General features: G+C 69.5%; 24 protein-coding genes. 8 read left to right on the top strand and 16 right to left on the bottom strand.

Annotated elements, in window-relative coordinates:
- Positions 1-96 precede the first annotated feature (96 nt).
- Positions 97-771, top strand: a complete 675-nt coding sequence (locus GC106_RS09590) for a hypothetical protein (protein ID WP_173127070.1) — start codon at positions 97-99, stop codon at positions 769-771.
- Between the two features lie 195 nt (positions 772-966).
- On the opposite strand, the gene GC106_RS09585 is transcribed toward GC106_RS09590, so the two are convergent.
- Positions 967-2,925 carry a S9 family peptidase gene (locus GC106_RS09585; RefSeq protein WP_173127067.1) on the bottom strand — a complete coding sequence of 653 codons (1,959 nt, stop codon included), beginning with the start codon at positions 2,923-2,925 and terminating at the stop codon, positions 967-969.
- A gap of 68 nt (positions 2,926-2,993) precedes the next feature.
- Between GC106_RS09585 and GC106_RS09580 the strand changes: the two genes are divergently transcribed.
- The 5 genes from GC106_RS09580 to GC106_RS09560 all read left to right on the top strand — a co-directional run bounded on the left by GC106_RS09580 (position 2,994) and on the right by GC106_RS09560 (position 8,054).
- A complete protein-coding gene (locus GC106_RS09580; RefSeq protein WP_173127064.1) occupies positions 2,994-3,455 on the top strand; it encodes a MerR family transcriptional regulator in 462 nt (153 codons plus the stop codon).
- Positions 3,456-3,785: 330 nt separating this feature from the next.
- Complete coding sequence (locus GC106_RS09575) at positions 3,786-5,423, top strand: sensor histidine kinase (protein WP_173127062.1); 1,638 nt, start codon at positions 3,786-3,788, stop codon at positions 5,421-5,423.
- A gap of 9 nt (positions 5,424-5,432) precedes the next feature.
- Positions 5,433-6,089, top strand: coding sequence for a response regulator (locus GC106_RS09570; protein ID WP_173127059.1), 657 nt, complete (start codon positions 5,433-5,435; stop codon positions 6,087-6,089).
- A 44-nt stretch (positions 6,090-6,133) separates the two neighbouring features.
- Positions 6,134-7,402 (top strand): alpha/beta hydrolase family protein, encoded by a 1,269-nt coding sequence (locus tag GC106_RS09565; RefSeq protein ID WP_246365310.1) that lies wholly within the window; start codon positions 6,134-6,136, stop codon positions 7,400-7,402.
- Positions 7,403-7,430: 28 nt separating this feature from the next.
- Entirely contained in the window at positions 7,431-8,054 is a 624-nt protein-coding gene (locus GC106_RS09560; RefSeq protein WP_173127056.1) for a DedA family protein, read from the top strand.
- A 105-nt stretch (positions 8,055-8,159) separates the two neighbouring features.
- Here the strand turns inward: GC106_RS09560 and GC106_RS49690 are convergent, their stop codons facing one another.
- The 7 genes from GC106_RS49690 to GC106_RS09530 all read right to left on the bottom strand — a co-directional run bounded on the left by GC106_RS49690 (position 8,160) and on the right by GC106_RS09530 (position 13,970).
- Positions 8,160-8,390, bottom strand: a complete 231-nt coding sequence (locus GC106_RS49690) for a tyrosine-type recombinase/integrase (RefSeq protein ID WP_376777721.1) — start codon at positions 8,388-8,390, stop codon at positions 8,160-8,162.
- A gap of 141 nt (positions 8,391-8,531) precedes the next feature.
- A complete protein-coding gene (locus GC106_RS49685; RefSeq protein ID WP_217280284.1) occupies positions 8,532-8,825 on the bottom strand; it encodes a tyrosine-type recombinase/integrase in 294 nt (97 codons plus the stop codon).
- A 211-nt stretch (positions 8,826-9,036) separates the two neighbouring features.
- Entirely contained in the window at positions 9,037-10,581 is a 1,545-nt protein-coding gene (locus GC106_RS09550) for a DNA polymerase Y family protein (RefSeq protein ID WP_173127803.1), read from the bottom strand.
- Between the two features lie 179 nt (positions 10,582-10,760).
- Positions 10,761-11,150 (bottom strand): SH3 domain-containing protein, encoded by a 390-nt coding sequence (locus GC106_RS09545; RefSeq protein WP_173127053.1) that lies wholly within the window; start codon positions 11,148-11,150, stop codon positions 10,761-10,763.
- Positions 11,151-11,360: 210 nt separating this feature from the next.
- Positions 11,361-12,110, bottom strand: a complete 750-nt coding sequence (locus GC106_RS09540) for a peptidase inhibitor family I36 protein (RefSeq protein WP_173127050.1) — start codon at positions 12,108-12,110, stop codon at positions 11,361-11,363.
- Between the two features lie 296 nt (positions 12,111-12,406).
- The gene (imuA', locus tag GC106_RS09535) at positions 12,407-13,165 is read right to left on the bottom strand and encodes a DnaE2-dependent mutagenesis accessory factor ImuA' (protein ID WP_173127047.1); all 759 of its coding nucleotides are present in this window, start codon (positions 13,163-13,165) and stop codon (positions 12,407-12,409) included.
- 112 nt (positions 13,166-13,277) lie between these two features.
- Entirely contained in the window at positions 13,278-13,970 is a 693-nt protein-coding gene (locus GC106_RS09530; protein WP_173127044.1) for a GntR family transcriptional regulator, read from the bottom strand.
- Positions 13,971-14,046: 76 nt separating this feature from the next.
- On the opposite strand from GC106_RS09530, the gene GC106_RS09525 reads away from it, so the two are divergent.
- On the top strand, positions 14,047-15,300 hold the full coding sequence (locus GC106_RS09525; protein WP_173127042.1) for an MFS transporter: 1,254 nt from the start codon (positions 14,047-14,049) through the stop codon (positions 15,298-15,300).
- A complete protein-coding gene (locus GC106_RS09520) occupies positions 15,297-16,064 on the top strand; it encodes a putative hydro-lyase (RefSeq protein ID WP_173127039.1) in 768 nt (255 codons plus the stop codon). The genes GC106_RS09525 and GC106_RS09520 overlap by 4 nt, the downstream gene beginning before the upstream one ends.
- Here GC106_RS09520 and GC106_RS47615 read toward each other — a convergent pair.
- The 8 genes from GC106_RS47615 to sucC form a co-directional block, all read right to left on the bottom strand.
- On the bottom strand, positions 16,049-16,483 hold the full coding sequence (locus tag GC106_RS47615) for a phytase (RefSeq protein ID WP_246365307.1): 435 nt from the start codon (positions 16,481-16,483) through the stop codon (positions 16,049-16,051). The genes GC106_RS09520 and GC106_RS47615 overlap by 16 nt on opposite strands.
- Complete coding sequence (locus GC106_RS47610) at positions 16,468-17,226, bottom strand: phytase (RefSeq protein ID WP_246365306.1); 759 nt, start codon at positions 17,224-17,226, stop codon at positions 16,468-16,470. Before GC106_RS47610 ends, GC106_RS47615 begins: the two co-directional genes overlap by 16 nt.
- Before the next feature lie 41 nt (positions 17,227-17,267).
- Positions 17,268-18,833: a bifunctional phosphoribosylaminoimidazolecarboxamide formyltransferase/IMP cyclohydrolase gene (gene purH, locus GC106_RS09510; protein WP_173127036.1), complete on the bottom strand. Its 1,566-nt coding sequence runs from the start codon at positions 18,831-18,833 to the stop codon at positions 17,268-17,270.
- Positions 18,830-19,471, bottom strand: a complete 642-nt coding sequence (gene purN, locus GC106_RS09505) for a phosphoribosylglycinamide formyltransferase (protein WP_173127799.1) — start codon at positions 19,469-19,471, stop codon at positions 18,830-18,832. The genes purH and purN overlap by 4 nt, the downstream gene beginning before the upstream one ends.
- 41 nt (positions 19,472-19,512) lie before the next feature.
- The gene (locus tag GC106_RS09500; RefSeq protein WP_173127033.1) at positions 19,513-20,772 is read right to left on the bottom strand and encodes a cell division protein PerM; all 1,260 of its coding nucleotides are present in this window, start codon (positions 20,770-20,772) and stop codon (positions 19,513-19,515) included.
- A gap of 153 nt (positions 20,773-20,925) precedes the next feature.
- On the bottom strand, positions 20,926-21,627 hold the full coding sequence (locus GC106_RS09495) for a DUF5336 domain-containing protein (protein WP_173127030.1): 702 nt from the start codon (positions 21,625-21,627) through the stop codon (positions 20,926-20,928).
- Positions 21,628-22,147: 520 nt separating this feature from the next.
- Positions 22,148-23,035 carry a succinate--CoA ligase subunit alpha gene (sucD, locus tag GC106_RS09490; RefSeq protein WP_173127027.1) on the bottom strand — a complete coding sequence of 296 codons (888 nt, stop codon included), beginning with the start codon at positions 23,033-23,035 and terminating at the stop codon, positions 22,148-22,150.
- 5 nt (positions 23,036-23,040) lie between these two features.
- Positions 23,041-24,219 carry an ADP-forming succinate--CoA ligase subunit beta gene (gene sucC, locus GC106_RS09485; protein WP_173127796.1) on the bottom strand — a complete coding sequence of 393 codons (1,179 nt, stop codon included), beginning with the start codon at positions 24,217-24,219 and terminating at the stop codon, positions 23,041-23,043.
- Between the last annotated feature and the right edge of the window lie 17 nt (positions 24,220-24,236).

The following is a 24,236-nucleotide window of genomic DNA, read 5'->3' as shown; positions in this document are numbered from 1 at the left end:
TTTCCGGTTATCCGGCAACTGCCCGAGCGGGCAGACTTTGGTCCACTCGGGATTCACGCCTCTTGTTCCGCAGGTCCCGCGCGTTACCGTCCAGCCGTGACTCAGCACCCGCAAGGCCCGTACGAGCCGGGCCAAGGACAAGGCCAGCCGCCGTACGGCCAGCCGCAACCTCCTTACGGCCAGCCACAACAGCCCTATGGCGGCTACCAGCAGCCGGGCGGCGGCGCCAGGACGCCCGAGATCCCCGGCTTCGCCCAGAAGTTCACGACCATCGGCGCGAACTGGGGTTCCGGCGGCAGCCGTCCGACGCTGCCCACGCCGAAGAGCGTGGTCTGGGCGTTCCTGCTCGCGGCCGGTGGCGCCGTCTTCGGCGCGCTCTACCACCTCGTCACCGCGATCGCGTTCTCCAGTTACTACGGTGTTTTCTACAACGGTGGCTCCGTGGTCTTCAGCCTCCTGATCGCCGCGGGTCTGTTCGCCATCGCGGTGATGATGCGCAACGGCGCGGAATGGGCGCGGATCACGCTGGCGGTCCTCAGCGGACTCGGCCTGGTGTTCGGCCTGATCGCGCTGTTCGGCCTCAGCGTGTTGTTCACCGTGCTCGGCGGGTTCGGCGCGTTGCTGCTGATCGTGTTGATCCTGCAGCTGGCCGCGCTCGGCGCGACGCTGTACTTCCTGTTCCAGCCGGACTCGAACGCCTACTTCAAGTCCGCGTCGGCCGGGCCGGGGTACCCTCCGCCGGGCCCGGGGCCCCGGAACTTCGGCGGCTGATCGTCCACCGGCGGACGCTGCCTCGGGATCAGCTCGGCGAGCAGGTCCTGGGCCATGTCCCGGTCCGAGCGGGACAACGAGGAAAAGTTCTCGAACATGTGTTCGAGTATGTCCCTGCGAGTCACCTTGGTCAAGTCGAGGGGCGGCCGCGCCCAGCGCGGCCGCCCCTCGTGGCGTTCTGGACGTCTTAGCTGGTCAGCCCAGTTGTTCCGGTCGCTGCCACGGCTCGCCGAGCACGTGCTGGGCCAGGAAGGCGAAGACGGTCGAGTACCACACTTTCGCGTGGTTCGGCGCGAGGATCCAGTGGTTCTCGTCCGGGAAGTAGAGGAACTTGTGCGGGCTCTCGGTGCCGTTGACCCGTACCGACAGATCCCACCAGAGCCGCAGTCCCTCGCCGATCGGCACGCGGTAGTCCTTCTCGCCGTGGATGACGAGCATCGGCGTGGTGATGTCGTCGGCGAACCGGTCCGGTGAGTTCGCCTCGGCGGCGGCCGCGGTCATCTCACGCAGGAAGTCGAACGCGAGGTCGGTGGTCCGCATCATCTGCCCCATCGACCACAGCGAGGCGTGCGTGACGATCGCGGCGAACCGGTCGGTGTGCCCGGCCACCCAGTTCGCCATGTAGCCGCCGTACGACCCACCCATCGCGGCGATCCGCCCGGCGTCGATGTCCGGCCGTTCCAGCGCGGCGTCGGTGATCATCATCAGGTCGGTGTAGGGCGCCCCGCCCCACTGGCCCCATCCGCGCTGGACGAAACCCTTGCCGTAGCCCACCGACAGCGCGGGATCGGGCAGGAGGACCGCGTACCCCTTCGCGACGGCGAGCCACGGGTTCCAGCGCCACGACCACGCGTTCCAGGACATGTACGGCCCGCCGTGGATCCACAGCAGCATCGGAGCCGGCTGGTCCGACTCGGGCAAGGCGATCCAGGCCCGGAGCGGGGCGCCGTCCTCGGCTGTGGCCGTGACTTCCTCGAGCCGCCCGGGAATCCGGAACTCCGGCTCGGTCAGGGGCTCGATCGTCAGGTCGGCGACCGACACACGTACCGGAGCCGGCGGACTGTCGACCGCGGCACGAAGGGCGTAGACCCATCGCCCGTCCGGCGAGATCAGCGCATCGGTGTAGGCGCCGTCGTCCGGCGTCAGCCTGGTGGTGCCGCCGGTTTCGACGTCCACCCGCCACAACGGCACCCGGCCGTGGTCGTCGGCGGCCACGACCACGGCCGCGCCATCCGCGGTCCACTGTGGATCACGAGGCCACCGGTCCCAGTCCGTGGCGACCAGGCGGACTTCGCCGCCGGCGAGCGGGACGACCGCGAGCCAGTGGTCCCCCAGGTCGTCCGGTGTGCTGCGGCGCAGGGCGGTTACGGCGACCCGCGTGCCGTCCGGGGAGATCACGGGCGAGGCGTACTCGTAGTCCGGATCGTCGGCCAGGACCCGGCGCTCACCCGTGGCGACGTCGATCGCCACCAGAGTCCTGCGCTGCGTGCCGGACGGCTCGGCGACGTACCACGCCGCGACAATGGTCGTACCGTCCGGTGAGATGTCCCAACCGGCGTTCTCGCCGTCCAGCGCCCGGCCGACATGCCCGGTGAGATCACGCAGCCGATCACCGTCGACGACGAGCAGGCGGGGCTGGTCCGGTCCGAGATGCCGGTCCCACGACCGCACCGGGTACTCCTCGTGCAGGATGGCCGTGACCCCGGCGTCGTCCCGGCGCTTGCGGATCTCCTTGTCGTGATCCGGATCGGTGGCCGAGGGAAACAGCGGGGACGTGAGGACGATCGTGCCGCTCCTGCTCACCCGGACCTTGCTGATGCCGCCGGACGGCGCCGCGATCTGTCTCGCCTCGCCACCGGCCGCGGGCAGCAGCCACAGGGATGCCTTGTCGCCGTCACGCTTCGCCACGAACAGCACGTCGCCGTCCGGGGTGAAGGCCGAACCCGACTCGCCCTCAGCACCCCAGGTCAGCCGTCTCGCGGGGGTCTGCCCGCTGGTGGCGACCTCCCACAGCGAGGTGACGTACCGGTTCTTCTTCGAGTCGGGTACGGCGACGGTGTACACGAGACGGTCGCCGTGCGGGGACAGGCGCAGGTCGGTGATCCGCGGGAGCCGGACGTAGTCGTCGAGGTCATCGAACGGGCTGCTGATCATTAGGCCGTCTTACCACTCGAAACGGCGTCTGACTTGGTTAAGTGAAATTGTGTGCTTGAGTCTCCCCCATGGGGAGGCAGCAGGGTGACGACGTGCGTTACACGATCGGCCAACTGGTCCGCAGAACAGGGCTGACGGTGAAGGCGATCCGGTTCTACGCCGACCGTGGCATCGTTCCGCCGACCGGCCGCAGCGCGGCCGGTCACCGCCGGTACTCGGCCGAGGCGGAAGCCCGCCTCGAACTCGTCCAGACCCTCCGGTCGCTCGGGTTCGGCCTGCGCACGGTCCGTACGGTCCTGAACGAGGAGACTCCCTCGGCCGAAGCAGCGGCAACCCAGGCAGCCGCCCTTGCCGACCAGATCGAGACGCTGCGGCGACCAGCACGCGGTGCTGCGACCAGCCCAGCTCTCGGCCTGGCTGGAGCTGGCAGAGATGTTGCGGGCCAACGACTTCCGGACTGCCCTGCACCAGATGTCCGCCCGTTACGCAGGTCGGCCGTTGCGGCCCGATGCCGCGGCAGTGGTCCGTGACAACGCCGATCTCTCGGTAGATCCGGCATCGCCGCGGGCCGCCGCGATCGTCACCCGGATCATGGCCGCGATCGATGCCTCCGACGTGGCGCACCTGGAAGTGTCTTATGCGGACCAATCCTGTTATGCCGCTCAGTGGCGGGAACTGATCGTTTTGTCTGGTGCGTTCGTCTTGGTCCTACCTGGTTGGTCGGCATAACCGTGCCATGATCCGGATGTCGCGCTTGTCCGCGGGCCGACTGGCAGAGCCGGATGACGTCCCTGCTGCGCATGTCACAGCGCGTTAGCATGGAGCGATGCTGGACGTGGTTGCGCGGGGGAACGCTGCGGATGATTGACCGGCTGCAGTCCAGCTGGAGGGGACGCTGGCAGGAGGCTGTGCTGTGGGTGGCGTTGGGGGTTGCTCTCGTACTGGAGGTAGTGACCGTCGACGATGGGGTCGTCCGTTGGCTGGAGTTGGTTGGCGGCGGCTTGGTGCTGGGTGCGGCGGTGGTGTTCTTCGACCGGTTCCCGGTCGGGACGCTGTGTCTGCTCGTCGCCGTTGCGGCGGTGCCGGCGCTGGTGCTGGCGCCGACGGTCACGAACCCGGCGTGGTGGTGGCCCTTCCTCGCGGCCTCCGTCTTCGGGTTCCGCGCCGGGCGGCGGCTGGACGACACACGCCCGGTGTTGTCCTCGCTGGCCGCGGTAGGGCTGGCCGGGCTGCCGGTCAGCGTGCTGGTGGACAGTTCGGCGCGAGGTGGCTTCGGGCTGCTGTTCGGTCTCTACGACTGGTTCGTGCTGGTGCTGATCCTGCTGGTCGTGGTCGTGCTGCCGTGGCTCGTCGGCCGGTACCGGCGGCAGCGGGCCGAACTCGCCGCCGCCGGGTGGGAGCGCGCCGCGCTGCTGGAACGTCAGCAGCGGCTGGAGGTCGACCAGGCGCGGCTGCGGGAGCGGGCCAGGATCGCGCGGGACATGCACGACTCGCTCGGCCACGAGTGGGGGCTCCTCGCGCTGCGCGCGGCCGCGCTCGAGGTGAGCGCAGACCTGCCGGAGCGGCAGCGTGTCGCGGCTGGTGAGCTTCGTGCCGGTGTGGCGGAGGCGACCGAGCGGTTGCGGGAGATCATCGGGATGCTGCGGCCGGACGGCGAGCCAGCGCCGGACGAGCGGGTCGACATCGCCGGGCTGGTCGCCCGCGCCACTGGCGCGGGCATGGACGTCGTGTGGGAACCGTCGGAGCCGCCGGTGGGGTTGCCGGTGGCCGTGGAGCGGGTGGTGCATCGGGTGGTTCAGGAGGGCCTGACCAACGCGGCCAGGCACGCGCCCGGCGCGGCGGTCACCGTCCGGCTCGAACACGGGACAGGCAGCACGATGGTGACAGTCGCGAACGGACTGGCGACCGAGCAGCCGGGTGATGCCGCGAGCGATGCCGTGGGTGGTGGCTATGGGCTGGTGGGCTTGGCCGAGCGCGTCCGGCTGCTCGGCGGCACGTTGGAGGCCGGTCCACGAGACGGCAAGTTCGCCTTGGTCGTGACACTCCCACACGACGCACCCCCCGCTGATCTGCCCGTGGACCTGAACGGGAGCGGCGACAGCGAGTCAGACCGCGCGCGTGCCCGCACTCGCGGTAAGGCACGACGCCGCCTCACCAGCGCGATCCGGGTGCCGGCGTTGGCGGGCATCGTGGTCGCCGTGCTCGCGATGGCGCTCTACGCCCTGGTCGGTGCGAACAACAGCCTCGACCCGGCGGTGTTCGAGCGGATTCCAGTCGGCGCGGCCCGCGCGGAGGTCGAGGCGCAGGTGCCCCAGTTCCAGATCCTGGGTGATCCGGAACGTATGCTCCCCGCGCCGCCGGAGGACGCGGAGTGTCGGCACTACTGGTCGAGCGAGCAGAGCGACGAGCAGTTGTTCTTCCGGCTGTGCTTCGTCGCCGACCGGCTGGTGGTCAAGGAGGTCGTCCCGCGCAGGGCGATCTCAACCGGCTCGGAGTAAGGGGACGCGGTGATCCGTGTGGTGCTGGCCGACGACGAGCCGCTGACCAGGGCCGGCATCCGGACCGTGCTCGGTGCGGAGCCGGAATTCGACGTGGTGGCTGAGGCCGGCGACGGGCACGGGGCGGTGGAGCTGGTTCAGGCCCACCGGCCCGACGTCGTGCTGCTCGACATCATGATGCCCAGGCTGGACGGATTGTCAGCGGCGGCCGAGATCCACCGCACCGTGCCAGACACCGGCGTGATCATGTTGACGACGTTCTCGGAGGACGAGCACATCGCGCGCGCGTTCGACGGTGGTGCCAGCGGGTTCTTGCTCAAGAGCGGTGATCCGCGGGAGCTGTTCGCCGGCATCAGGGCCGTGGCAGGCGGTGCGGCGTACCTGTCGCCGAAGATCGCGCAGTGGGCCATCCGGCGGCTCGGCGGCGACCGCATGTCCAGCGCGGTGCGGGCCCGCGAGCTGGTCAACGGCCTCACCACGCGCGAGCGGGAGGTGCTGGCGCTGGTCGGCAGCGGGCTGCCGAACGCGGAGATCGGCCGTCGGCTGCACGTGGTCGAGGGCACCGTGAAGGTGTTCGTCAGCGCGATCCTGCGCCGCCTGCAGGTGCCGAACCGGGTGCAGGCCGCGATCATCGCCTACGAGGCGGGCCTGGTCGAGCGCGACTGAGGCGGCTATGACTTTCGGCTAGTCCGGTCGGCAGCCTTCGACAGATGTCCGGCGCCGACGCGATCGCGATGCTGGCCCGCATGGCAAAGAAGAACTGGCGCAAAGCCGTCGTCCCGGCACTGTGCGTGGGAATGCTGGCCGTGACCGGCCTGATAAGCACGGCCGCCGCAAGCCCGACCGCACACCCGTCCCCTCTGCCCATCAAGATGAGCCTGCCCCGGCCGACCGGCCCCTACTCGGTGGGCACGGCCGACCTGCACCTCGTGGACCACGACCGCACCGACCCCTGGGCATCACCACCGGGCCAGCCGCGCGAGCTGATGGTCTCGCTGTGGTACCCGGCACGGCCGGCGCCCGACCGACCTACCCGGCACCTCACCTCAGGGGTGGCGGCGTTCTACGACCAGAACTCCGGATCGGTCGGCCTGAACCCCGGCGTCGCCGACTTCGCCGGCACGCGGACTCACGCCAGGGCCCGTGCTGCCGCGGGGCCCGGTGACCGGCCGGTGGTGCTCTACTCGCCGGGCGGCGGGCAGTCACGGGCGTTCGGCACCACGCTGGTCGAGGACCTCGCCAGCCGCGGCTTCGTCGTGGTCACCGTCGATCACACCTTCGCCGGGCCGGTGCAATTTCCCGACCGGATGGAGCTCCCGGCAAGCGGCGTCGACATGGCACAGATGATGCGGGAACGGGCCCAGGACACCAGCTTCGTGCTCGACCAGCTCGGCGTGATCGCCGCGGGCGGCAACCCCGACACGGCGCGCCGGCCGCTCCCGACCGGAATCGGTGCCGCGCTCGACTTGTCGCGGATTGGCATGTTCGGCCACTCCATGGGTGGTTTCACCACCGCCGAGACCATGCTGACCGACCGCCGGATCGACGCGGGCGCCAACCTTGACGGCAGCATGGACCCCCGCTCCGGCGAAGCGTCGGCACGCGGTGCCGACCGCCCGTTCCTCCTCATGGGCGGCGGGACCAGCGGCCGCGACGACCAGCCCCACAACCACCAGTATGCGCCGGACTGGGCCTCGTTCTGGGCTAACTCCACCGGCTGGAAGCGGGATCTCTACCTGCCCGCCGCAGAGCACGCGAGCTTCACCGACGCCCAGGTGCTGCTGCCGCAGATCGACCGGAAGGAATCGTTGCCTGCCGAGAAGTTGGCGGGGGCGATTGGAACCGTGGACCCCGGGCGGAGCCTGGCCGCGCAGCGGGACTACCTCGCGGCGTTCTTCGGACTGCACCTGCGCGGGCAGCAGACGAACCTGTTCGACAGCGACTCCCCGGCGCACCCCGACGTGCGGCTCGTCCCGTGACCGCCCGATCCGTGATCAGGGGGCCGGGATGCTGACCGACCTGCTCGACTGGCTGCAGAACCTGCCCCCGGTGTGGGTGGTGGTCGGTGCCGGCGTGCTCGTGTTCGGAGAGTGCACGCTCGGCCTCGGGTTCATCGCCCCTGGGGAGACCGGCCTGTTCATCCTCGGCTCCACCGCGACCAGCCTGCCAGCCTTCCTGATCATGTGGCTGGTCACCACTGTGTGCGCCGTCGCAGGCGACTCGGTCGGCTACGTGATCGGTAAGCGGTACGGGCCGCGGCTGCGGCAGACGAAGATCGTGCGACGGCACGGGGCGCAGGGCTGGGACCGGGCCACCGAGTTCCTTCGCCGACGCGGCGCGATCGCGGTTCTCGTCGCGATCTTCCTGCCCGTGCTGCGGACACTCGTGCCCGCCGCCGCGGGTGCCGCCGGCCTGCCGTACCGGACATTCCTCCCCGCGGTGCTGGTGGGCGCCACCGGATGGTGCGCAGTGCACATCGGAATCGGCGCCGCGGCCGGTGAGGCCGCACGGCGGATCGAGGACCTCGTCGGCACAGGCAGCATGATCGCGGCCGCCGCGCTCATGGCGATCGTCACCGCGACGGTGGTGGTGAAACGCAAGCGCGCTGCGGCCGGAAGCGGGAACCGGTGACGCCCCTTCCCGCCAGAATCCAGTACCTCCCCTGTCGAGCAGATCGCGATCATGGAGCGCTCGTCACACGGCAGGCGGGCGCGGGGTGACACTCACGCGCGCAGGTCACAGGTCGCCGAGGAACGCCATGATCGTGTCGGTGGGCTGGTAGCGGCCTGGGGTCGCGTCGATCGGGGTGCGGGCCAGTGCGCGTTCGTTGAGCGCGAGGTCGGCGTGGACGCAGATCTGTGTGGTGACAACACTTTCGTGGCCGAGCCAGAGGGCAATAACGATGGTGTCAACGCCGGCGTGCAGGAGTCGCATGGCGGTGGAGTGCCGCAGCACGTGCGGGCTGATCCTCTTTCCGGCCAGCGTGGGACACGATTGGGCCGCGGCACGGGAGTGTTATGGCGACGCGCCGTTCCAGGGCATCGCGGCTGAGCCGACGACCACGGCGGGTCGGAAACACCGGGTCGGCGGGCAGGGCTGCGCGCTCGGTCAGCCAGGCGAGCACATGGCCACGGTGCTGCTGGTCAGCGGTGTGATGCGCTGTATGCGGCCCTTACCTTGACAGCTGACGTGGGCCCCGCTGCCCATGTGAACGTCGCCTATGGTCAGCGCGGCCAACTCAGAGGCGCGGCGCCCGGTTTGGATCACCACGGCCAGCATGATTCGGTCACGACGGCCGGTCCAGGTGCCCTGATCTGAGGCATGCAGCAACGCGTCGATCTCGGGCTCGGTGAGGTAGGTGACGATCCTGCGGTCGAACCGTTTGGGTGGGATCGACAGCACCGTTCCGGCGCGGCCGACAGGTACCAGTAGGTGCTCTTGGGGTCGACGTGGCCCAGGTAGGTCGACAGCGTGGGCAGCAGGGCGGGCACGTCCTCGCTGCGGCGTTACCAGTCCAGCAGGGTGGTGGACCTGGCCATCTGCCTGACCGGCATGGCCGGCGCGCCGGGTCCACCTCCATCCGGAAGCCCGGGTTGCGTGCGGACGGCCTAGGTCAGTCGTAGTGGGCGCGGACGGTCCACGTTCCCTGGTGGTACGCGAGCAGCAGGGCGGTCTGGGCCGGTTCGGCGCCGAGGAGGACCTGGAGCCGGGCTTGGCAGCGAGGTTCCTGACTCCACCACCGCTCGTTCGCCACCCACGGGCCCGCCCAGGCCGCGACGGGCCGTGGGGAGCCGCCGTTGATGCCGACCGTGGTGGGCGGGTCGGTCAACATGTCGCGGTCGGTGACGTGGACCGGCTCGCCGGACTCGCCGAAGACCGTCGCCGGTACCGGGTCAGGGAACACGACCGCGGGTGAGGGCGCGGGCAGTTGCCCTGGCCACGGCAGGTCCGGGTCCGCCGCCGGGGTGAGTTCCTCACCCCACGGCACCAGCCGCACGCGGTCGAGGGGATCCAGCCCACCGCCGAGCACCGGGGTGCACACGGCTTCCGGACCGAGCAGGCCTTGGACGCGGACCATGGCGCGCCCGGCCTTCTCCGCGGCCTCGGCGTGTCCTTCGCCTCGCCACAGATCCAGTTGTAGTGCTTTGCCTTCGACGACCTCCTCGGGTTCGAGCCACAGTGTCCGGATGCCGGCGGTCGGGCCGCCGCCGCGTAACCAGCCGTCCAGCTGCCAGCGCACCCGGTCGGCGATCCCGTTGGGGGTCAACGGTTCCGCGCACCGCCAGACCCGGCCGAGCTCTTCGTCCCGCTCACTGCGCGCGTAGATTCCCAAGCGGGTGCAGGCAAGGCCGTGCGCGGCCAGCCCGGTGTGCAGCCGGTCGGCGAGGGACCTGGCCACGAACGCGGCCGCGTCCACCCGGTCGACCGGTGGGTCGAGTTCGGTGCTGATCGAGAGGTCCGGCGGTGGCCTGCGTCTGGACGGCGGCCGTTCGTCCAGGCCTCTGGCCAGCCGGTGCGCCCGGACCGCGTCCGCGTCGAACCGGGTCGCCACATCGCGTTCGGTGATCTCGGCGAACGCACCGAGAGTCCGCAACCCCAGGCGCCGCAACAGATCGATCAGCTCTGTGCGGTCCGGACCGCCCGGTTGCCGCAACTCGTTGACGGCCAGTGGCGCCAGGAACTCCGCGCTGCGTCCCGGCTTGACCACCAGCCCCCGGTGCGCGGCCAGGGTGGCGGCGAACAGGCCGTCGGCCACACCGACCTGACACTCCACCCCGGCCCGGCCGGCGACCTGATCGATCAGCCGCTCGGCCGCCGCCTCCTCACCGCCGAAGTAGCCGGCCGGCCCCCGCGCGGGCACGGCCACCAACCCCGGCCGGACGATCTCGACGCCGACGGCCAGCTCCTCCACCGCCGCCGCGACCGCCTCGAACAACCGCGCGTCCCGAACCGGATCGTCATCGAACACGACCAGCTCAGGACAGCGGCCCTGCGCCTCCCGGCGGCGCATGCCCCGCCGGATGCCCTCGGCCCTGGCCACGGCCGAGCTGGCGACCACCCGGTTGGCCGCCACCACCACCATGGGCGTCGCCAGCAGCAGCCCGGCACCCGAAGCGGCCGCCACCACCGGCCAGTCCGGGCACCAGACCACGAGCATTCGCATGATTCGAACATAGGTTCGAGACGAATGGGCGTCAATCACTCACACGGGTAGCTGTGGACAACCCCGATCCTGGCCACGAAACCCAAGGGACGCAAGGAAAGCAATCATGACTGTGGGCCGTTCTCGCGGACGGCCCACAGTGTCACGAATTCACGGTGCCGAAGAGCCGGCGGCTACTCGTCCGCGACGCACACACTGGGGACGTAGGCGTCCGACCAACCATTGCCATCACGGTCGATGGGGATCCAGCCGTTGACATTCGAGTACCCGCAAAGGTCATACCTGGGGTCGTGAGCCTCCACCGCATAACAGGACAGCCGGTGCCCGCGGTAGAGCGTCGGCCCTACGGTGGGGTAGTGCAAGCCTGGCCCGGAGAACATGCTCAGCGCCTGGGCGGTGACCGTCACCCAGCCGTAGTCAGCGCACTTCGCCGGTGCGAGAACTGTGGTGCCCTCCGGCGTCGCGCCGGCTCCTGACCCCGCGGTGACCAGCATGCCCGCTGTCGCGAGCACGACTGCCGCGCCTGCCGCCGCGGATCGGCGCAGCTTCGATGTGAACGCCATAATCAGTCTCCTCTGGTGAGCGACCGTCGATTTTCAAGCACCCGAAATTCGTCCCTGATACCGGAGATCTCGTCCCGGGATTTGTTACCGGGCAACCATAAAATCACTCGGGCAACGAGGGAAGGGCACTTCCGGGCACGGCTTTGGCCATAGCCAAATCACGACGTATCCGCAGCTCAGAGCTTTGACCTGGGGCGTCGGCTGGTCAAGTCACGGCCTGGCGGAGCCGGTGCAGAACCAGTAAGCGCCGGGCAGCGCCGAACTGTCCTGACTGCTGTCACCGGCGCGAATGTCGCCGACGCTGTTTTTCGCCGAGTCATAGAAATGACCGGTCACCGGCAGATTGTTGTCGTACGAAAAGACCGCGTCCTGCAAATGGTAGTCGGCAAGGCGCCAGCACGCGTTCTGCCGCTGGGTCCGGAAATTCATGTCGTCGAAGCCGATGTTCCGGTACAGGCACAGCCACGTCGCCTCGCACGGCTCGGCGATCGTGGCAGGCGCCGGTCGTTCCGGCCTCAGCCACAGCGCGGCGACCAGCAGCACGCCGACCGCGGCGACCGCACCCAGCACCCACCAGCCGCGCCGCCTGATCCATGGTGACGCCGGAGGGCGTTCCACGGGCGCGGCCTCGGCCACGACCGCGGCGGCCGCCTGATCCCACCGCTGTCGCCACTGCGCGCGAACCCGCTGCTCGTCCTGACCGAGCACGCCGACCGCCAGCGATCGGACGAACTCCCAGGTCGTGTCCCAGGAAGGCAGCTGCGCGCCACGTGCCGCCGCCGACAACGCCGACTTCGAGGCCAGCGCACCGTGATCCTGGCGCATGGCGTCGTAGGAAGGGTCACCCGCGTGCTGCTTGAGCTCCCACAGCTGCCGGGCGAAGGCCGCCGCCGGTTCATCACCCTGGGGAGCCTTGGCCACCCGCCCTCTGCGTCCGGCTCTGGTCGTCTCGTTACCCATGGTTCCCCCCACGTGACGGTCCGACTTCGGCAGTATCCCAGCCGAGGCCCGATGAGGCTTTCCCCCGATCGGTGCCGTGTGCCGTGCGCAGAGTGCGGGTCCATCACTCGCACGGGCGGCTGCGGACAACACGCCCCTGACTACGAAACCCAAGGAGCGCAAGGAAAGTCATCAGGATGCCGAGTAGGGGCGTGCGGCGACCCGGGCATCGGACCAAGGAGAAGGCCACATCGACACAGCCACAACCCACCGCGGCGGTGCCGGAAAGCGCATCTCACTGTGCCGCTATGCGCATTTCATGGTGCCGGAACGTGCGTTTCGTGGTGCTGGAATCCTGGGCACGCGCGGAGGGCCGAACGTTGGGGTGGCCACATGCCGTCGGCGGGCAGGGGCGTCGGCGTGTCGGAAATCCCTTGGGGGCCAACGTAAAGCGTTGTTGTGGCCGGGCGGGCGGCGGAGCCGCGGCCGCGGGCGGAGACGGTGAGTTCGCGGGTGTGGAGGTGGCCGTAGCCGTCCTGCAGGCCTGCCCAGCGGGAGCGGACGTGGCTGAGTTCGAGGTCGGCGCCCGGCCAGGGACCGAACGGGACCAGCACGGCGCCACGGTGACGGGCGCGTGCCGACAAGCGACGGGCGTGGGACTCCTGGAGGCGTCCGGCCGCCGAGACCACGACGATATCCACGCCGTCGAGCAAGGCGCCGGCCACGGCGGGCAGGTCGGCCCCGGGACGGGGGATCAGCGCCAATCGGGACACGGCGACCCCAAGCTCCGCCGCGGCCACGACCCCCAGTCGTGGCATACCGATCACCCCAGCCCACGACCCGCCGGCCGTGGCTTCGGCGAGCAACGCGAGCAGCACAGTGACGGACCCGCGTACCGCCACCGTGCTACCACGCCGCAAGCCACCCCACGGGAAGAGCCCGGCCAGCACCTGGGGCACCGGCAGCACTCGTTCCCGGTCGACCGATGTCAGGGTCAGGCCGCTGGCCACTCCCACCCCGTCGGGCATGGCCACGGACTTCAGCGACGCCGCTCTCGTCACCGCTGACCCTGACACCGGAACACCTCCCGCACACCGAACGACCGCCGTGGGGAGCCGGCGCGTCTCGAACATGTGTTCGAGCGCTGAGGCTAGCTTAGCGGTGGTTCAGCGGCGACCGCAAGGCGGGTCACTCTCCCGGGTTGTGCTCCGAATAAGCGCCCACGAGCTGGCGTTCCGCGTCGTCGAGATAGGCCGCCAGCATGTCCGCCGCGCCCGCGCCGTCACCCTCCTGCAGCAGGGCGGCGATCTCGCCGTTGCGCACCAGATAAGGCTCGTGGAACCACCTCGGGTCCTGCATCACGTAGAACACCAGCCGCAGTTCGGCGAGAATGCCGCGCATCAGCTCGTCCACCCGGGGACTACCGGCGAACGAGGCGATCACCTGGTGGAACCGGATGTTGGCGGTACCGAGGCCGCGCCAGTCGGACTGCGCGGCCGCCGCCGACCCGTCCGACACCGCCGCGAGCAGGTCGTCCATCCCGGACGGCGGGGCGGTCAGATCACGCACGGCGGCGCATTCGACCAGCTTGCGGACCCGGTAGATGTCAATCACGTCGTCGATGGTCAGCACCCGCACGAACACGCCACGGTTGAGCTCGTGGGTCAACAGGCGCTCGTGCGTCAACAGCCGGAAGGCCTCACGCAGGGTGTTGCGGGACACCGCGAGCGCGCCGGCGATCGCGTCCTCGGCGAGGCGCGTGCCCGGCGTGAAGAAGCCTTCGCTGATGCGCGCCCGCAGCACGTCAGCAACTCGTTCGGCGGTGCTCGTCCGGCCGAGCAGCGCTCGATCGGCGATCAGTCCTGACGTTTCGACCGACATTCACTCAGCTTACCTCTTGAAGGATTGTTGAACGATCCTTACAGTCAACGGAACACGTCATCCTCGGGAGGTGCGGATGAGCACGACGACCCAGGACAGAACCAGGCCGTTCGAGTGGTTCCGGTCGCTCGGCAGCAAAGGGCGGCGCGCCTTCGTCGGCGCGTTCGGCGGATACGGCCTGGACTCCTACGACTTCCAGGTGCTGCCGCTCAGCATGGTGGCCATCACCGCGTACTTCAGCCTGAGCAACGCGGAAGCGGGGCTGCTCACCACGGTCACCCTGGTGGTCTCCGCGGTCGGCGGCGCGATCGCGGGCATCCTCGCCGACCGGATCGGCCGGGTTCGCACGCTGATCCTGACGGTGATCACGTACGCGGTCTTCACGGTCGCGTGCGGATTCGCCCCGAACTACGAGACTTTGCTCGTCCTGCGGGCCTTCCAGGGTCTGGGCTTCGGCGGCGAGTGGGCCGCGGGCGCCATCCTGATCGCCGAGTACGCCAAACCCGAGTACCGCGGCCGCGCGGTCGCGTTCATCCAGAGCGCGTGGGCGGTCGGCTGGGGCCTGTCGGTGATCGTCTACACCGTGGTCTTCAGCCTCGCCGACCCCGACATCGCGTGGCGAATCCTGTTCTGGACAGGCGCTTTGCCCGCGGTCCTGGTCTGGTACGTGCGCCGCAACGTCACCGACGCGCCGCATGTTGAAGCACAGCGCAAGGCCAATGAGCAACGCGGTTCGTTCGCGGCGATCTTCAAGGGCGAGTACACCAGGACCACGCTGTTCGCCGCGCTGCTCGCGACCGGTGTGCAGGGCGGCTACTACACCTTGGCCACGTGGCTGCCCACATTCCTCAAGAAGGAACGGGATCTGACCGTCGTCGGCACCGGCGGGTACCTGGCGTTCCTCATCACGGGCGCGTTCATCGGGTACGTCACCGGCGGCTATCTCTCCGACCGGCTGGGGCGCAAGAAGACCTTCACGATCTTCGCCGTGCTGTCCGCCGCGCTGATCATCGCGTACATCAACATCCCGGAAGGCGCCAACTCGCTGGTGCTGGTGCTCGGCTTCCCGCTGGGCTTCTGCGCGTCGGCCATCTTCAGCGGGTTCGGCTCGTTCCTCGCCGAGCTGTACCCGACGGCGTTGCGCGGCACCGGCCAGGGATTCACGTACAACTTCGGTCGCGCGGTCGGCGCGCTGTTCCCGACTCTGGTCGGTTTCATGGCCACGAGCTGGGGTGTCGGTGGTGCGATGGTGTTCGGAGCGGTCGCGTACGGCATCGCGGTGCTGGCGCTGCTCGGCCTGCCGGAAACTCGGGGAAGGGAGCTGACATGACCCCGGAGCAAGCGCGGAAAGCCTTCCGTGACGGGACAGTCACGCCGACCAGCGGCTGGGCGCCCGGGTACACCCAGGCCAACCTGATCGCCGTCCCGCGCGACTGGGCGTACGACTTCCTCCTGTTCGCGCACCGCAATCGGCAGCCGTGCCCGGTCCTCGACGTCACGGACCCCGGGGTGCCGGCCACTCCGCTGGCCCCCGACGCCGATCTGCGTACCGACATCCCGAGCTACCGGGTGTGGGAGAACGGCGAGCTGGTGTGCGAACTGCGGGACGCCACCCGGATGTGGCGCTCCGACCTGGTCGCGTTCCTGCTCGGCTGCAGCTTCACGTTCGAACACGCGCTGACCGCGGCCGGGATTCCACTGCGGCACGTCCAGCAGGGCCGGAACGTCTCGATGTACATCACCGACCGCGACTGCCGCCCCGCCGGGCGGATGCGCGGCCCGTTGGTGGTGTCCATGCGCCCGATCCCGGCCGACATGGTCGAACTGGCCGGCCGGATCAGCGCCCGGATGCCGGACGTGCACGGCGCTCCCGTGCACGTCGGCGATCCGGGCGGGCTGGGCATCAAGGACCTGTCCACACCGGACTTCGGCGACGCGGTCCAGCCGGAACCCGGTGACGTGCCGGTCTACTGGGCCTGCGGGGTGACCCCGCAGGCCGCGTTGATGACCTCGTGCCCGCCGTTCGCGATCACGCACTCGCCCGGCCACATGTTCATCACGGACGTACCGGACGAGACCTACCGGATCGCCTGAGCCACATCCTCCCAGCGGACGAACTTGAAGTTGGTGCTGTCCCTCGGTTCGCCGGTGTTGTCACCGTCCTGCACGGCGAGCATGCCGTGCGGGTACCGGTGACCGAGAGCAGTGCCGGCCACTGCGGCACCGTCGCTCTCCTGCACCAGGTCGTCGCCGTACCTGATCTGGAAGGAGGTCCTGTACTCGCCGGGCAGGTCGTAGGCCGCGAACGTGTTGTCGCCCTGGCTCGACGCGAGCAGCAGGTTACGTCCATAGTGGATTGTCAGGCCCTCGACGTCAGCCGAGATGTGCTTGCCGCCGAAGCCCGGATCCGTTCCAGGCTCGCATTCCTCGGTCTCCGGGTCGTACGTGCCGGGCACGCCGAACTCACGGACCTTGTCGATCAACACCGGTGCGCCGGTCAGCTTGGCGGGCATCCGCCAGATGCCGACGTCTCCTGACCGGCGTACAACGTCCCGGTCCGGTAGTCCACCACCATGCCCTCGACCTGAGGCAGGACACCGGGTTCGTCGCACGGCTGCCACTTGGTGCCGTTCGGCAACGTGAACTCGCTCGGCAGGTCCAGCGTCCGGACGACGCGGTAGCCGAACTTCCCGCCGCGCGGCTCGACCTTCAGCAGCGCCACCCGGGTCGTCGACCTGCGGCTGACCAGCACGTAGGTCGCGCGATCCGTCCAGTCGTACCAAGCGGTGAGGCCGTAGGCGGTCCGCTGCTCGTCCACTTCGGACTGACTGGTGCCGAACACGAACTCCACGTCCGGCGCGGTCACGTCGACAAGGCCGTTGACCTGGTAGAACCGGATGTGGTCGCGACCGCGGTCGGACACGATGGCCACCTCACCGACGATGTCGACGTTGTTGAACCGGCCCGGCGCGTGCTCGGGCCCCGGCCGGGCGGGCGCGGGCACGTGCTTGATCCGCGTACCGTCCAGCCGGTACGAGTAGAGCCCGCCTTCCTTCGCCGTGGCGACGACAACGCTGCGGCCGGGATCGCTCCGGTTCACCCAGATCGCGGGATCGTCGGCGTCGGCGTTGCCGCCCTGTTCATCGTCGAACAGGCCCGGCGTCTCCACCTGGGCCTTGACCTGCGGAAAACCGGCCGCTGAGGCGGGTTGCCCGGCGAGCATCGCCAAGAAGACTACGAGCAGGACTCTTCGCATTCCTGAGATCCTGCCGGGCAACCGTGAACAGCGGTAGAACGTCAGTGGGCGAAGTGGCGGGTACCGGTCAGATAGACGGCCACACCGGCGGCCTCGGCCGCGGCGATGGTCTCCTGGTCCCTGATCGAGCCGCCGGGCTGCACGATCGCCTTCACGCCCGCGTCGATGAGCACCTGCGGGCCGTCGGGGAACGGGAAGAACGCGTCGGAAGCGGCGACCGAACCCTTGGCCCGATCACCGGCACGCGTCACCGCCAGGCGGCACGAGTCGACCCGGTTGACCTGCCCCATGCCGACACCGACCGTCGCGCCACCGGACGCCAGCAGGATCGCGTTGGACTTCACCGCACGGCAGGCGCGCCACGCGAAGGCCAAGTCCGCCAACGTCTCCTCGTCGACGGGCGCGCCGGTCGCGAGCGTCCACTTCGCCGGGTCGTCGCCCTCGGCCTGGAACGTGTCCTTGACCTGCAGGAGCAGGCCGCCGGAGACGGGGCGCATCTCCGGGCCGCCGCGCCGCGGTTCCGGAGCGATCAGCACGCGGATGTTCTTCTTGCGTGTCAACACGTCCACCGCGCCGTCGGCGTACGAAGGCGCGAGGATCACCTCGGTGAAGATCTCCGCGACCTGCTCGGCCATCTCCACCGTGACCTCGCGGTTCGACGCGATCACGCCACCGTACGCGCTGACCGGGTCGCAGGCGTGCGCCTTGCGGTGCGCCTCGGCGATATCCACAGTGGACACCGCGATGCCGCAGGGGTTGGCGTGCTTGATGATCGCGACGCACGGCTCGGCGTGGTCGTACGCGGCGCGGTAGGCGGCGTCGGCGTCCACGTAGTTGTTGTACGACATTTCCTTGCCGTGCAACTGTTCTGCCGTCGCCAGGCCGGATCCGCCGTGGCTTGAGACGTACAGAGCCGCGCTCTGGTGCGGGTTCTCGCCGTACCTCAGCACGTTGGCCCGCTTCCAGCTGGCACCGACCCAGCCGGGGAAGTTGCTGCCTTCGTCGTCCGGCGCCAGCACGCTGCCCATCCACGACGCCACAGCGATGTCGTAGGACGCGGTGTGCCGGTACGTCTCCAGTGCGAGCTGCCTGCGGTCCTCCAGGGTGAACCCGCCCGCGTTGACCTTCTCCAGCACCCAGCCGTACCGCGCCGGGTCGATCACGACCGCGACTGAGGCGTGGTTCTTCGCCGCCGCACGCAGCATCGCCGGGCCGCCGATGTCGATCTGTTCCACGCACTCGTCGGGTGACGCGCCGGACGCGACCGTCCGCTCGAACGGGTACAGGTTCACCACCAGCAGGTCGAACGCCTTGATGTCCAGGTCGGCCAGCTGCCGCACGTGCTCAGGGCGGCGCATGTCGGCCAGCAGACCGGCGTGCACCCGCGGGTGCAGCGTCTTGACCCGGCCGTCGAGCGACTCGGGAAAACCGGTGACCTCCTCGACCGGCGTCACCGGCACACCCGCGTCGGCCAGCACCTTCGCGGTGCCGCCGGTGGAGACGATCTCCACACCGGCCGCGTGCAGCCCGGTCGCCAGCTCCAGCACACCGGCCTTGTCCGAGACGCCGATCAGCGCACGCCGAACCGGACGTGTCTCTGATGTCACGGGATGCTCACCTTTCGTCCGTCCACGGTGTAGCCCTCGCGCACCATTCGCGCGAGCACGCCGACCAGCAGCCGCCGTTCCACCGTCTTGATCCGTTCGTGCAGTCCGGCGACGTCGTCGCCGGGCTCGACCGGCACCGCCTCCTGGGTGAGGATCGGCCCGGTGTCCACACCGGTGTCCACCAGGTGCACCGTGCATCCGGTCACTGTGACGCCGTACTCGATGGCCTCTTCGACCGCGTGCGCGCCGGGGAACGCGGGCAGCAACGCGGGATGCGTGTTGATCACGCGCCCGGCGAACCGGGTCAGGAACGCCGAGCCGAGGATCTTCATGAACCCGGCCGAGACCACCAGATCGGGCTGGTAGGACGCGACCGTCCTGGTGAGCGCCTCGTCCCAGGCGGCACGGTCGGCGTGGTCGCGCACGCGCTCCACGAACGTGGGCACCCCGGCTCGTTCGGCGCGGGCCAGCCCTTCGATCCCGGCGCGATCGGCACCGACCGCGACGACCGTGATCGGATACGACTCGTCGCGGGTCTCGTCCAGCAACGCCTGCAGGAGGGTGCCCGATCCGGAGACGAGCACAACGACCTTGGCAGGGGTGGGCAGAGAGAGCCGGTCAGTGGGTTGAGCGCTCAGCGTGGTCTCCTGGCCTGGTCGGATACGGCCAGCCTAAGTGCTCACTTCTCGATCTCGTCCGGCAGGTCCGGCTTGTCGCCGGGATCGTCGTCGGCTGGTTCCTCGGGCGCCGCCGGCTCTTCCCGCTCATCTTCTTCCTCCGCCGCCTCGACGTCGATCGCGTCGTCGAGCAGCAGACGAGGCCCGGCCCACCAGGTCACGGTCGCGGCAGGCAGCGCGACCCACAACAACATCGCCATGCCAAGGCTCCACGGATGCACGCTCAGCGGATCGAACACGCCCTCCGCGAGCCGTCCACCCGCACCCACACCGAGCAACGCGCACCCACCCGCCACGACAACCGTGGCCGCGCCGACCGCCCGGAGGCGCGCGATAGGGTCGTCACTCGAGTGACGCAGAATCCAGCCGACGAACGCGCCGACACCCAGCGGCAGCACGAACAGCAGCGGCCACCACACCTGCCCGATCTCCGGCAAGGCCGCCAGCACCGGCACTCCCGGCAGCGGACCGCCGGTGAAGTGCAGTGGTGTCGCGGTGAGCTGCCCGATCGTCACACCTGGGCCTGCCACGAAGGAGATTCCGCCGACCACCGCGTTCGGCAGGTACGCCAGGGAAAGCAGCGCCACGCCGATGCTGTCGCCGATCCCGGGCGGGAACAGGGCAGCGGCCCTGCCGAACGACATCAACAGTCCGAAAAGGAACGTCGCCGTGCCCACGCCGATCACCGTGGCGAACCCGATCAGCCCGGCGCGCAGACCGTGCACCAGCAGTTCGTCCCACCGCTCGGCCAGACCCTCGAAGTACCCGCGCCTGGCCAGCGCGATGAGCGCGGCGAGCGCCGCGATTCCCGCCGGGACAAGCGATCCACTGAGCATGGTCGCCGTTTTCGTGGCCTCCGCGACGACAACGCCCGCGATGGCGTGCGTGACGGACATGGTCACCACGATCAGCAACGTCCCCCACGCGGAGCCGATCTCCAGGCGATCAGCGGCCTTCGTGGCGGCGCGGCCGATCAGCAGCATGATCAACAGCGTCGGCAGCAGCGGCAACGCGCCGAAATCGGTCCCGTCCAGGGACAACGGCACCTGATAGACCGCGAGCCAGCCCGGCATGGCGGCGTTCAGCACGCTTGTGGTGGAGACGTCCGTGTTGCTCGCGGCGGAGATCACCAGCGCCAGCACCACCACGACGGACGCGTATCCGACGATCAAAGGCGCGATCCCGGCGACCATCAGCGCCCGCGCGCGGCCGCGGACCGGCTCTTGGACGTCCTCCGCTACATCAGGTGGGTACAGGGACATGCCCGCACCCTGACAGCCGTCACCGCCTGGCCGCCGGACGGCGCGCCCGGCCGTCAACCGATCAAGTGAACACCATCGACGCTGGTCACAGAATGTCTACATAAGACGCCGGGCGGGCCGTGAAGATCACGGCCCGCCCGGCGGGAAGAAACGTCACTGCGACGGCTGCTGCGGGTAGCCACCCGGCGGGGTGCCCGGCGCGCCGAACTGCCCCTGCTGCGGCGCGAACTGCGTCTGCTGGCCGGGGCCACCGAACGGCTGCTGCCCAGGCTGCGGCTGCTGCGTCGTCGCCTGCGGACCACCCTGCGGCTGCTGCGCCGGGAACGCCCCGCTCGGCGGGTACGCGCCAGGCTGCTGCGGGTAGCCGTACGGGTTCGGCGCGGGCGGCTTGAGAACGCCCGACTCGAACAGGAACGCGGCGACCGCGACACCGGCCTGGAGGATGCTGAAGATCAGCACCATCACGCCGCCCGCCGCCATGCTCCCGGAGATGGAGAACACGGTGAACAGGAAGCCCAGCATGCCGGCGAGGCTCAGCGCGGCGGGCAGGACACCGGCCTTCTGCTTGTCCTTGTCGCCCGGCAGGATCGCCGGCAGCGTGGCCACACCGCCCGCCGCCAGCAGGGCGGGGATCCAGCCGAAGCTCGACTCGTAGAAGCTGCCGCCGGTGACCAGCGGCGCGAAGCCGAGGAAAAGGTTGAGCAGGCCCAGGCCGCCCGCGCCGAGCGCGAGCATCTGCGGCAGGCTCAGCTTCGTACCGCCGCCGTGGCCAGGCGGCGGACCGTAACCAGGTGGGCCGGGCTGGTGCGGGCCTTGACCCGGGTAGCCGCCCGGCGCTCCGCTCGGGAAGGTCATCGCGTGCTTCTCCTCAGCTGCTGCTCGCCGCGATAGTTCGGACGAATTTTTCCACCTTTGACGCAGACCGGCACCACTCGGTTCCCGAATTGTTCCGGTTACTGCACATGGCAGGGCCGGACGCTACACCAGCGCCCGGCCCTGAGGATGAACGACTCTTGCCCCCGGTGTGCCGCGTGACCACTGGGCGCCCACACACCGAGAACCGTAACCGCAGGTCAGCGGGAGCCTCTGGCGGCAACCACATCGCGCGGGCGGCGGACATGCTGGTCGACGCCTTGCACAACCGAAACCACCGTGCGAAAACAACCCCAGCGCCGCCAACTTGCTGGTCAACGGGCGTCACACGCCCCCAACCGCCCTGACCGAAGCCCTCAAGATCCAATCCCCACCTGCAGGACAGCCCCCCACCCAACCCGGGGGGCGACCCCGCTGCCAGTCTACCGATGATAGTGCCTGGTCAGCGGGGTTACCGGGGAGTTGTGGACAACTCTCGGCGCGAACGGACCGTTCGTACGCCTCAGCCCGCTTCGACGATGGCCCGGGCCAGCGCCGCGGTCTCACTCGGGGTCTTGCCGACCTTCACGCCGGCCGCCTCAAGGGCTTCCTTCTTCGCCGCGGCGGTACCGGCCGAGCCGGACACGATCGCGCCCGCGTGGCCCATGGTCTTGCCCTCCGGCGCGGTGAAGCCCGCGACGTAGCCGACGACCGGCTTGGTCACGTTCTCCTTGATGTAGGCCGCGGCCCGCTCCTCGGCGTCGCCGCCGATCTCACCGATCATCACGATCAGCTCGGTCTCGGGGTCCTCCTGGAACGCCGCGAGCGCGTCGATGTGCGTGGTGCCGATGACCGGGTCACCGCCGATGCCCACCGCGGAGGAGAAGCCGATGTCCCGCAGCTCGTACATGAGCTGGTAGGTCAGCGTGCCGGACTTCGACACCAGGCCGATCTTGCCGGGGCCGGTGATGTCCGCCGGGATGATGCCCGCGTTCGACTTGCCAGGCGAGATCACGCCGGGGCAGTTCGGGCCGATGATCCGGGTCTTGTTGCCCTTGGCGACCGCGTGCGCCCAGAAGTAGGCCGAGTCGTGCACCGGGATGCCCTCGGTGATCACGACGGCCAGGCCGATCCCGGCGTCGATCGCCTCGATCACGGCGTCCTTGGCGAACTTCGGCGGCACGAAGATCACCGACACGTCCGCGCCGGTCTTCTCCATCGCCTCGGCCACCGACCCGAACACGGGGACCAGCGTGCCGTCGATGTCGGCCTCGGTGCCCGCCTTGCGCGGGTTCACGCCACCGACGATGTTCGTGCCCGACTTGAGCATCCGCTTGGTGTGCTTGGTGCCCTCGGAGCCGGTCATGCCCTGGACGATGACCTTGGAGTTCTCGTTGAGGAAAATGGCCATCTCGTTCACGCCCCCGCGGCAGCAAGTGCGGCGGCCTTGTCGGCCGCGTTGTCCATTGTGTCCACCTGCTCGAGGCCGGGCAGCGCGGCCTCGGTGAGGATGCGGCGGCCCTCCTCGGCGTTGTTGCCGTCCAGCCGGACCACGATCGGGCGGGTGACCGCCTCGCCGCGGGACTCCAGCAGCTTGAAGGCCTGCACGATGCCGTTGGCGACCGCGTCGCACGCGGTGATGCCGCCGAAGACGTTCACGAAGACGCTGCGCACGTCCGGGTCGGACAGGATGATCTCCAGCCCGTTGGCCATCACCTCGGCCGACGCGCCACCACCGATGTCCAGGAAGTTGGCGGGCTTCACGCCGCCGTGCCGCTCGCCCGCGTAGGCGACGACGTCCAAAGTGGACATGACGAGGCCCGCGCCGTTGCCGATGATGCCGACCTGGCCGTCGAGCTTGACGTAGTTGAGGTCCTTGGCCTTCGCGGCCGCCTCGAGCGGGTCCTCGGCGGCGACGTCGACGAGGTCCGCGTGCGCCGGGTGCCGGAACGAGGCGTTGTCGTCCAGCGTGACCTTGCCGTCCAGCGCGATGATCTGGTCCTGCGGGTCGCGGACCAGCGGGTTCACCTCGACGAGCGTGGCGTCCTCGGAGACGAAGGTCTCCCACAGCTTGACGACGACCTCGGCGGCCTGACCGGCGATCGCCTCGGGGAACTTCGCCTGGGCCACGATCTCGTTGGCCTTGGCCAGGTCCACGCCCTCGATCGGGTCGATCAGGACCTTCGCCAGCGCCTCCGGCTTGGTGGCGGCGACCTCTTCGATGTCCATGCCGCCCTCGACGGACGCCATCGCGAGGAACTTGCGGTTGGCACGGTCGAGCAGGAACGAGAAGTAGTACTCCTCGGCGATGTCGGACGCCGGGGTCACCAGCACGCGGCGGACCACGTGGCCCTTGATGTCCAGTCCGAGGATGGCCTCGGCCTTGGTCCTGGTGTCCTGCGGGTCGTCGGCCAGCTTCACGCCGCCCGCCTTGCCGCGGCCACCGGTCTTCACCTGCGCCTTGACCACGACACGCTGGCCGAGCTCGGCCGCGATCGCCTTGGCGTCTTCGGGGTTGTCAGCCACGGAGCCCGGCAGTACCGGCACTCCGTGGGCGGCGAAGAGGTCCTTCGCCTGGTACTCGTACAGGTCCACTGAGAGCTCCTGCTCCA

It is taken from the genome of Kibdelosporangium persicum (assembly GCF_013280595.1).
Taxonomy (GTDB): Bacteria; Actinomycetota; Actinomycetes; order Mycobacteriales; family Pseudonocardiaceae; genus Kibdelosporangium; species Kibdelosporangium persicum.
This window is presented reverse-complemented; position numbering and strand designations above follow the sequence as displayed.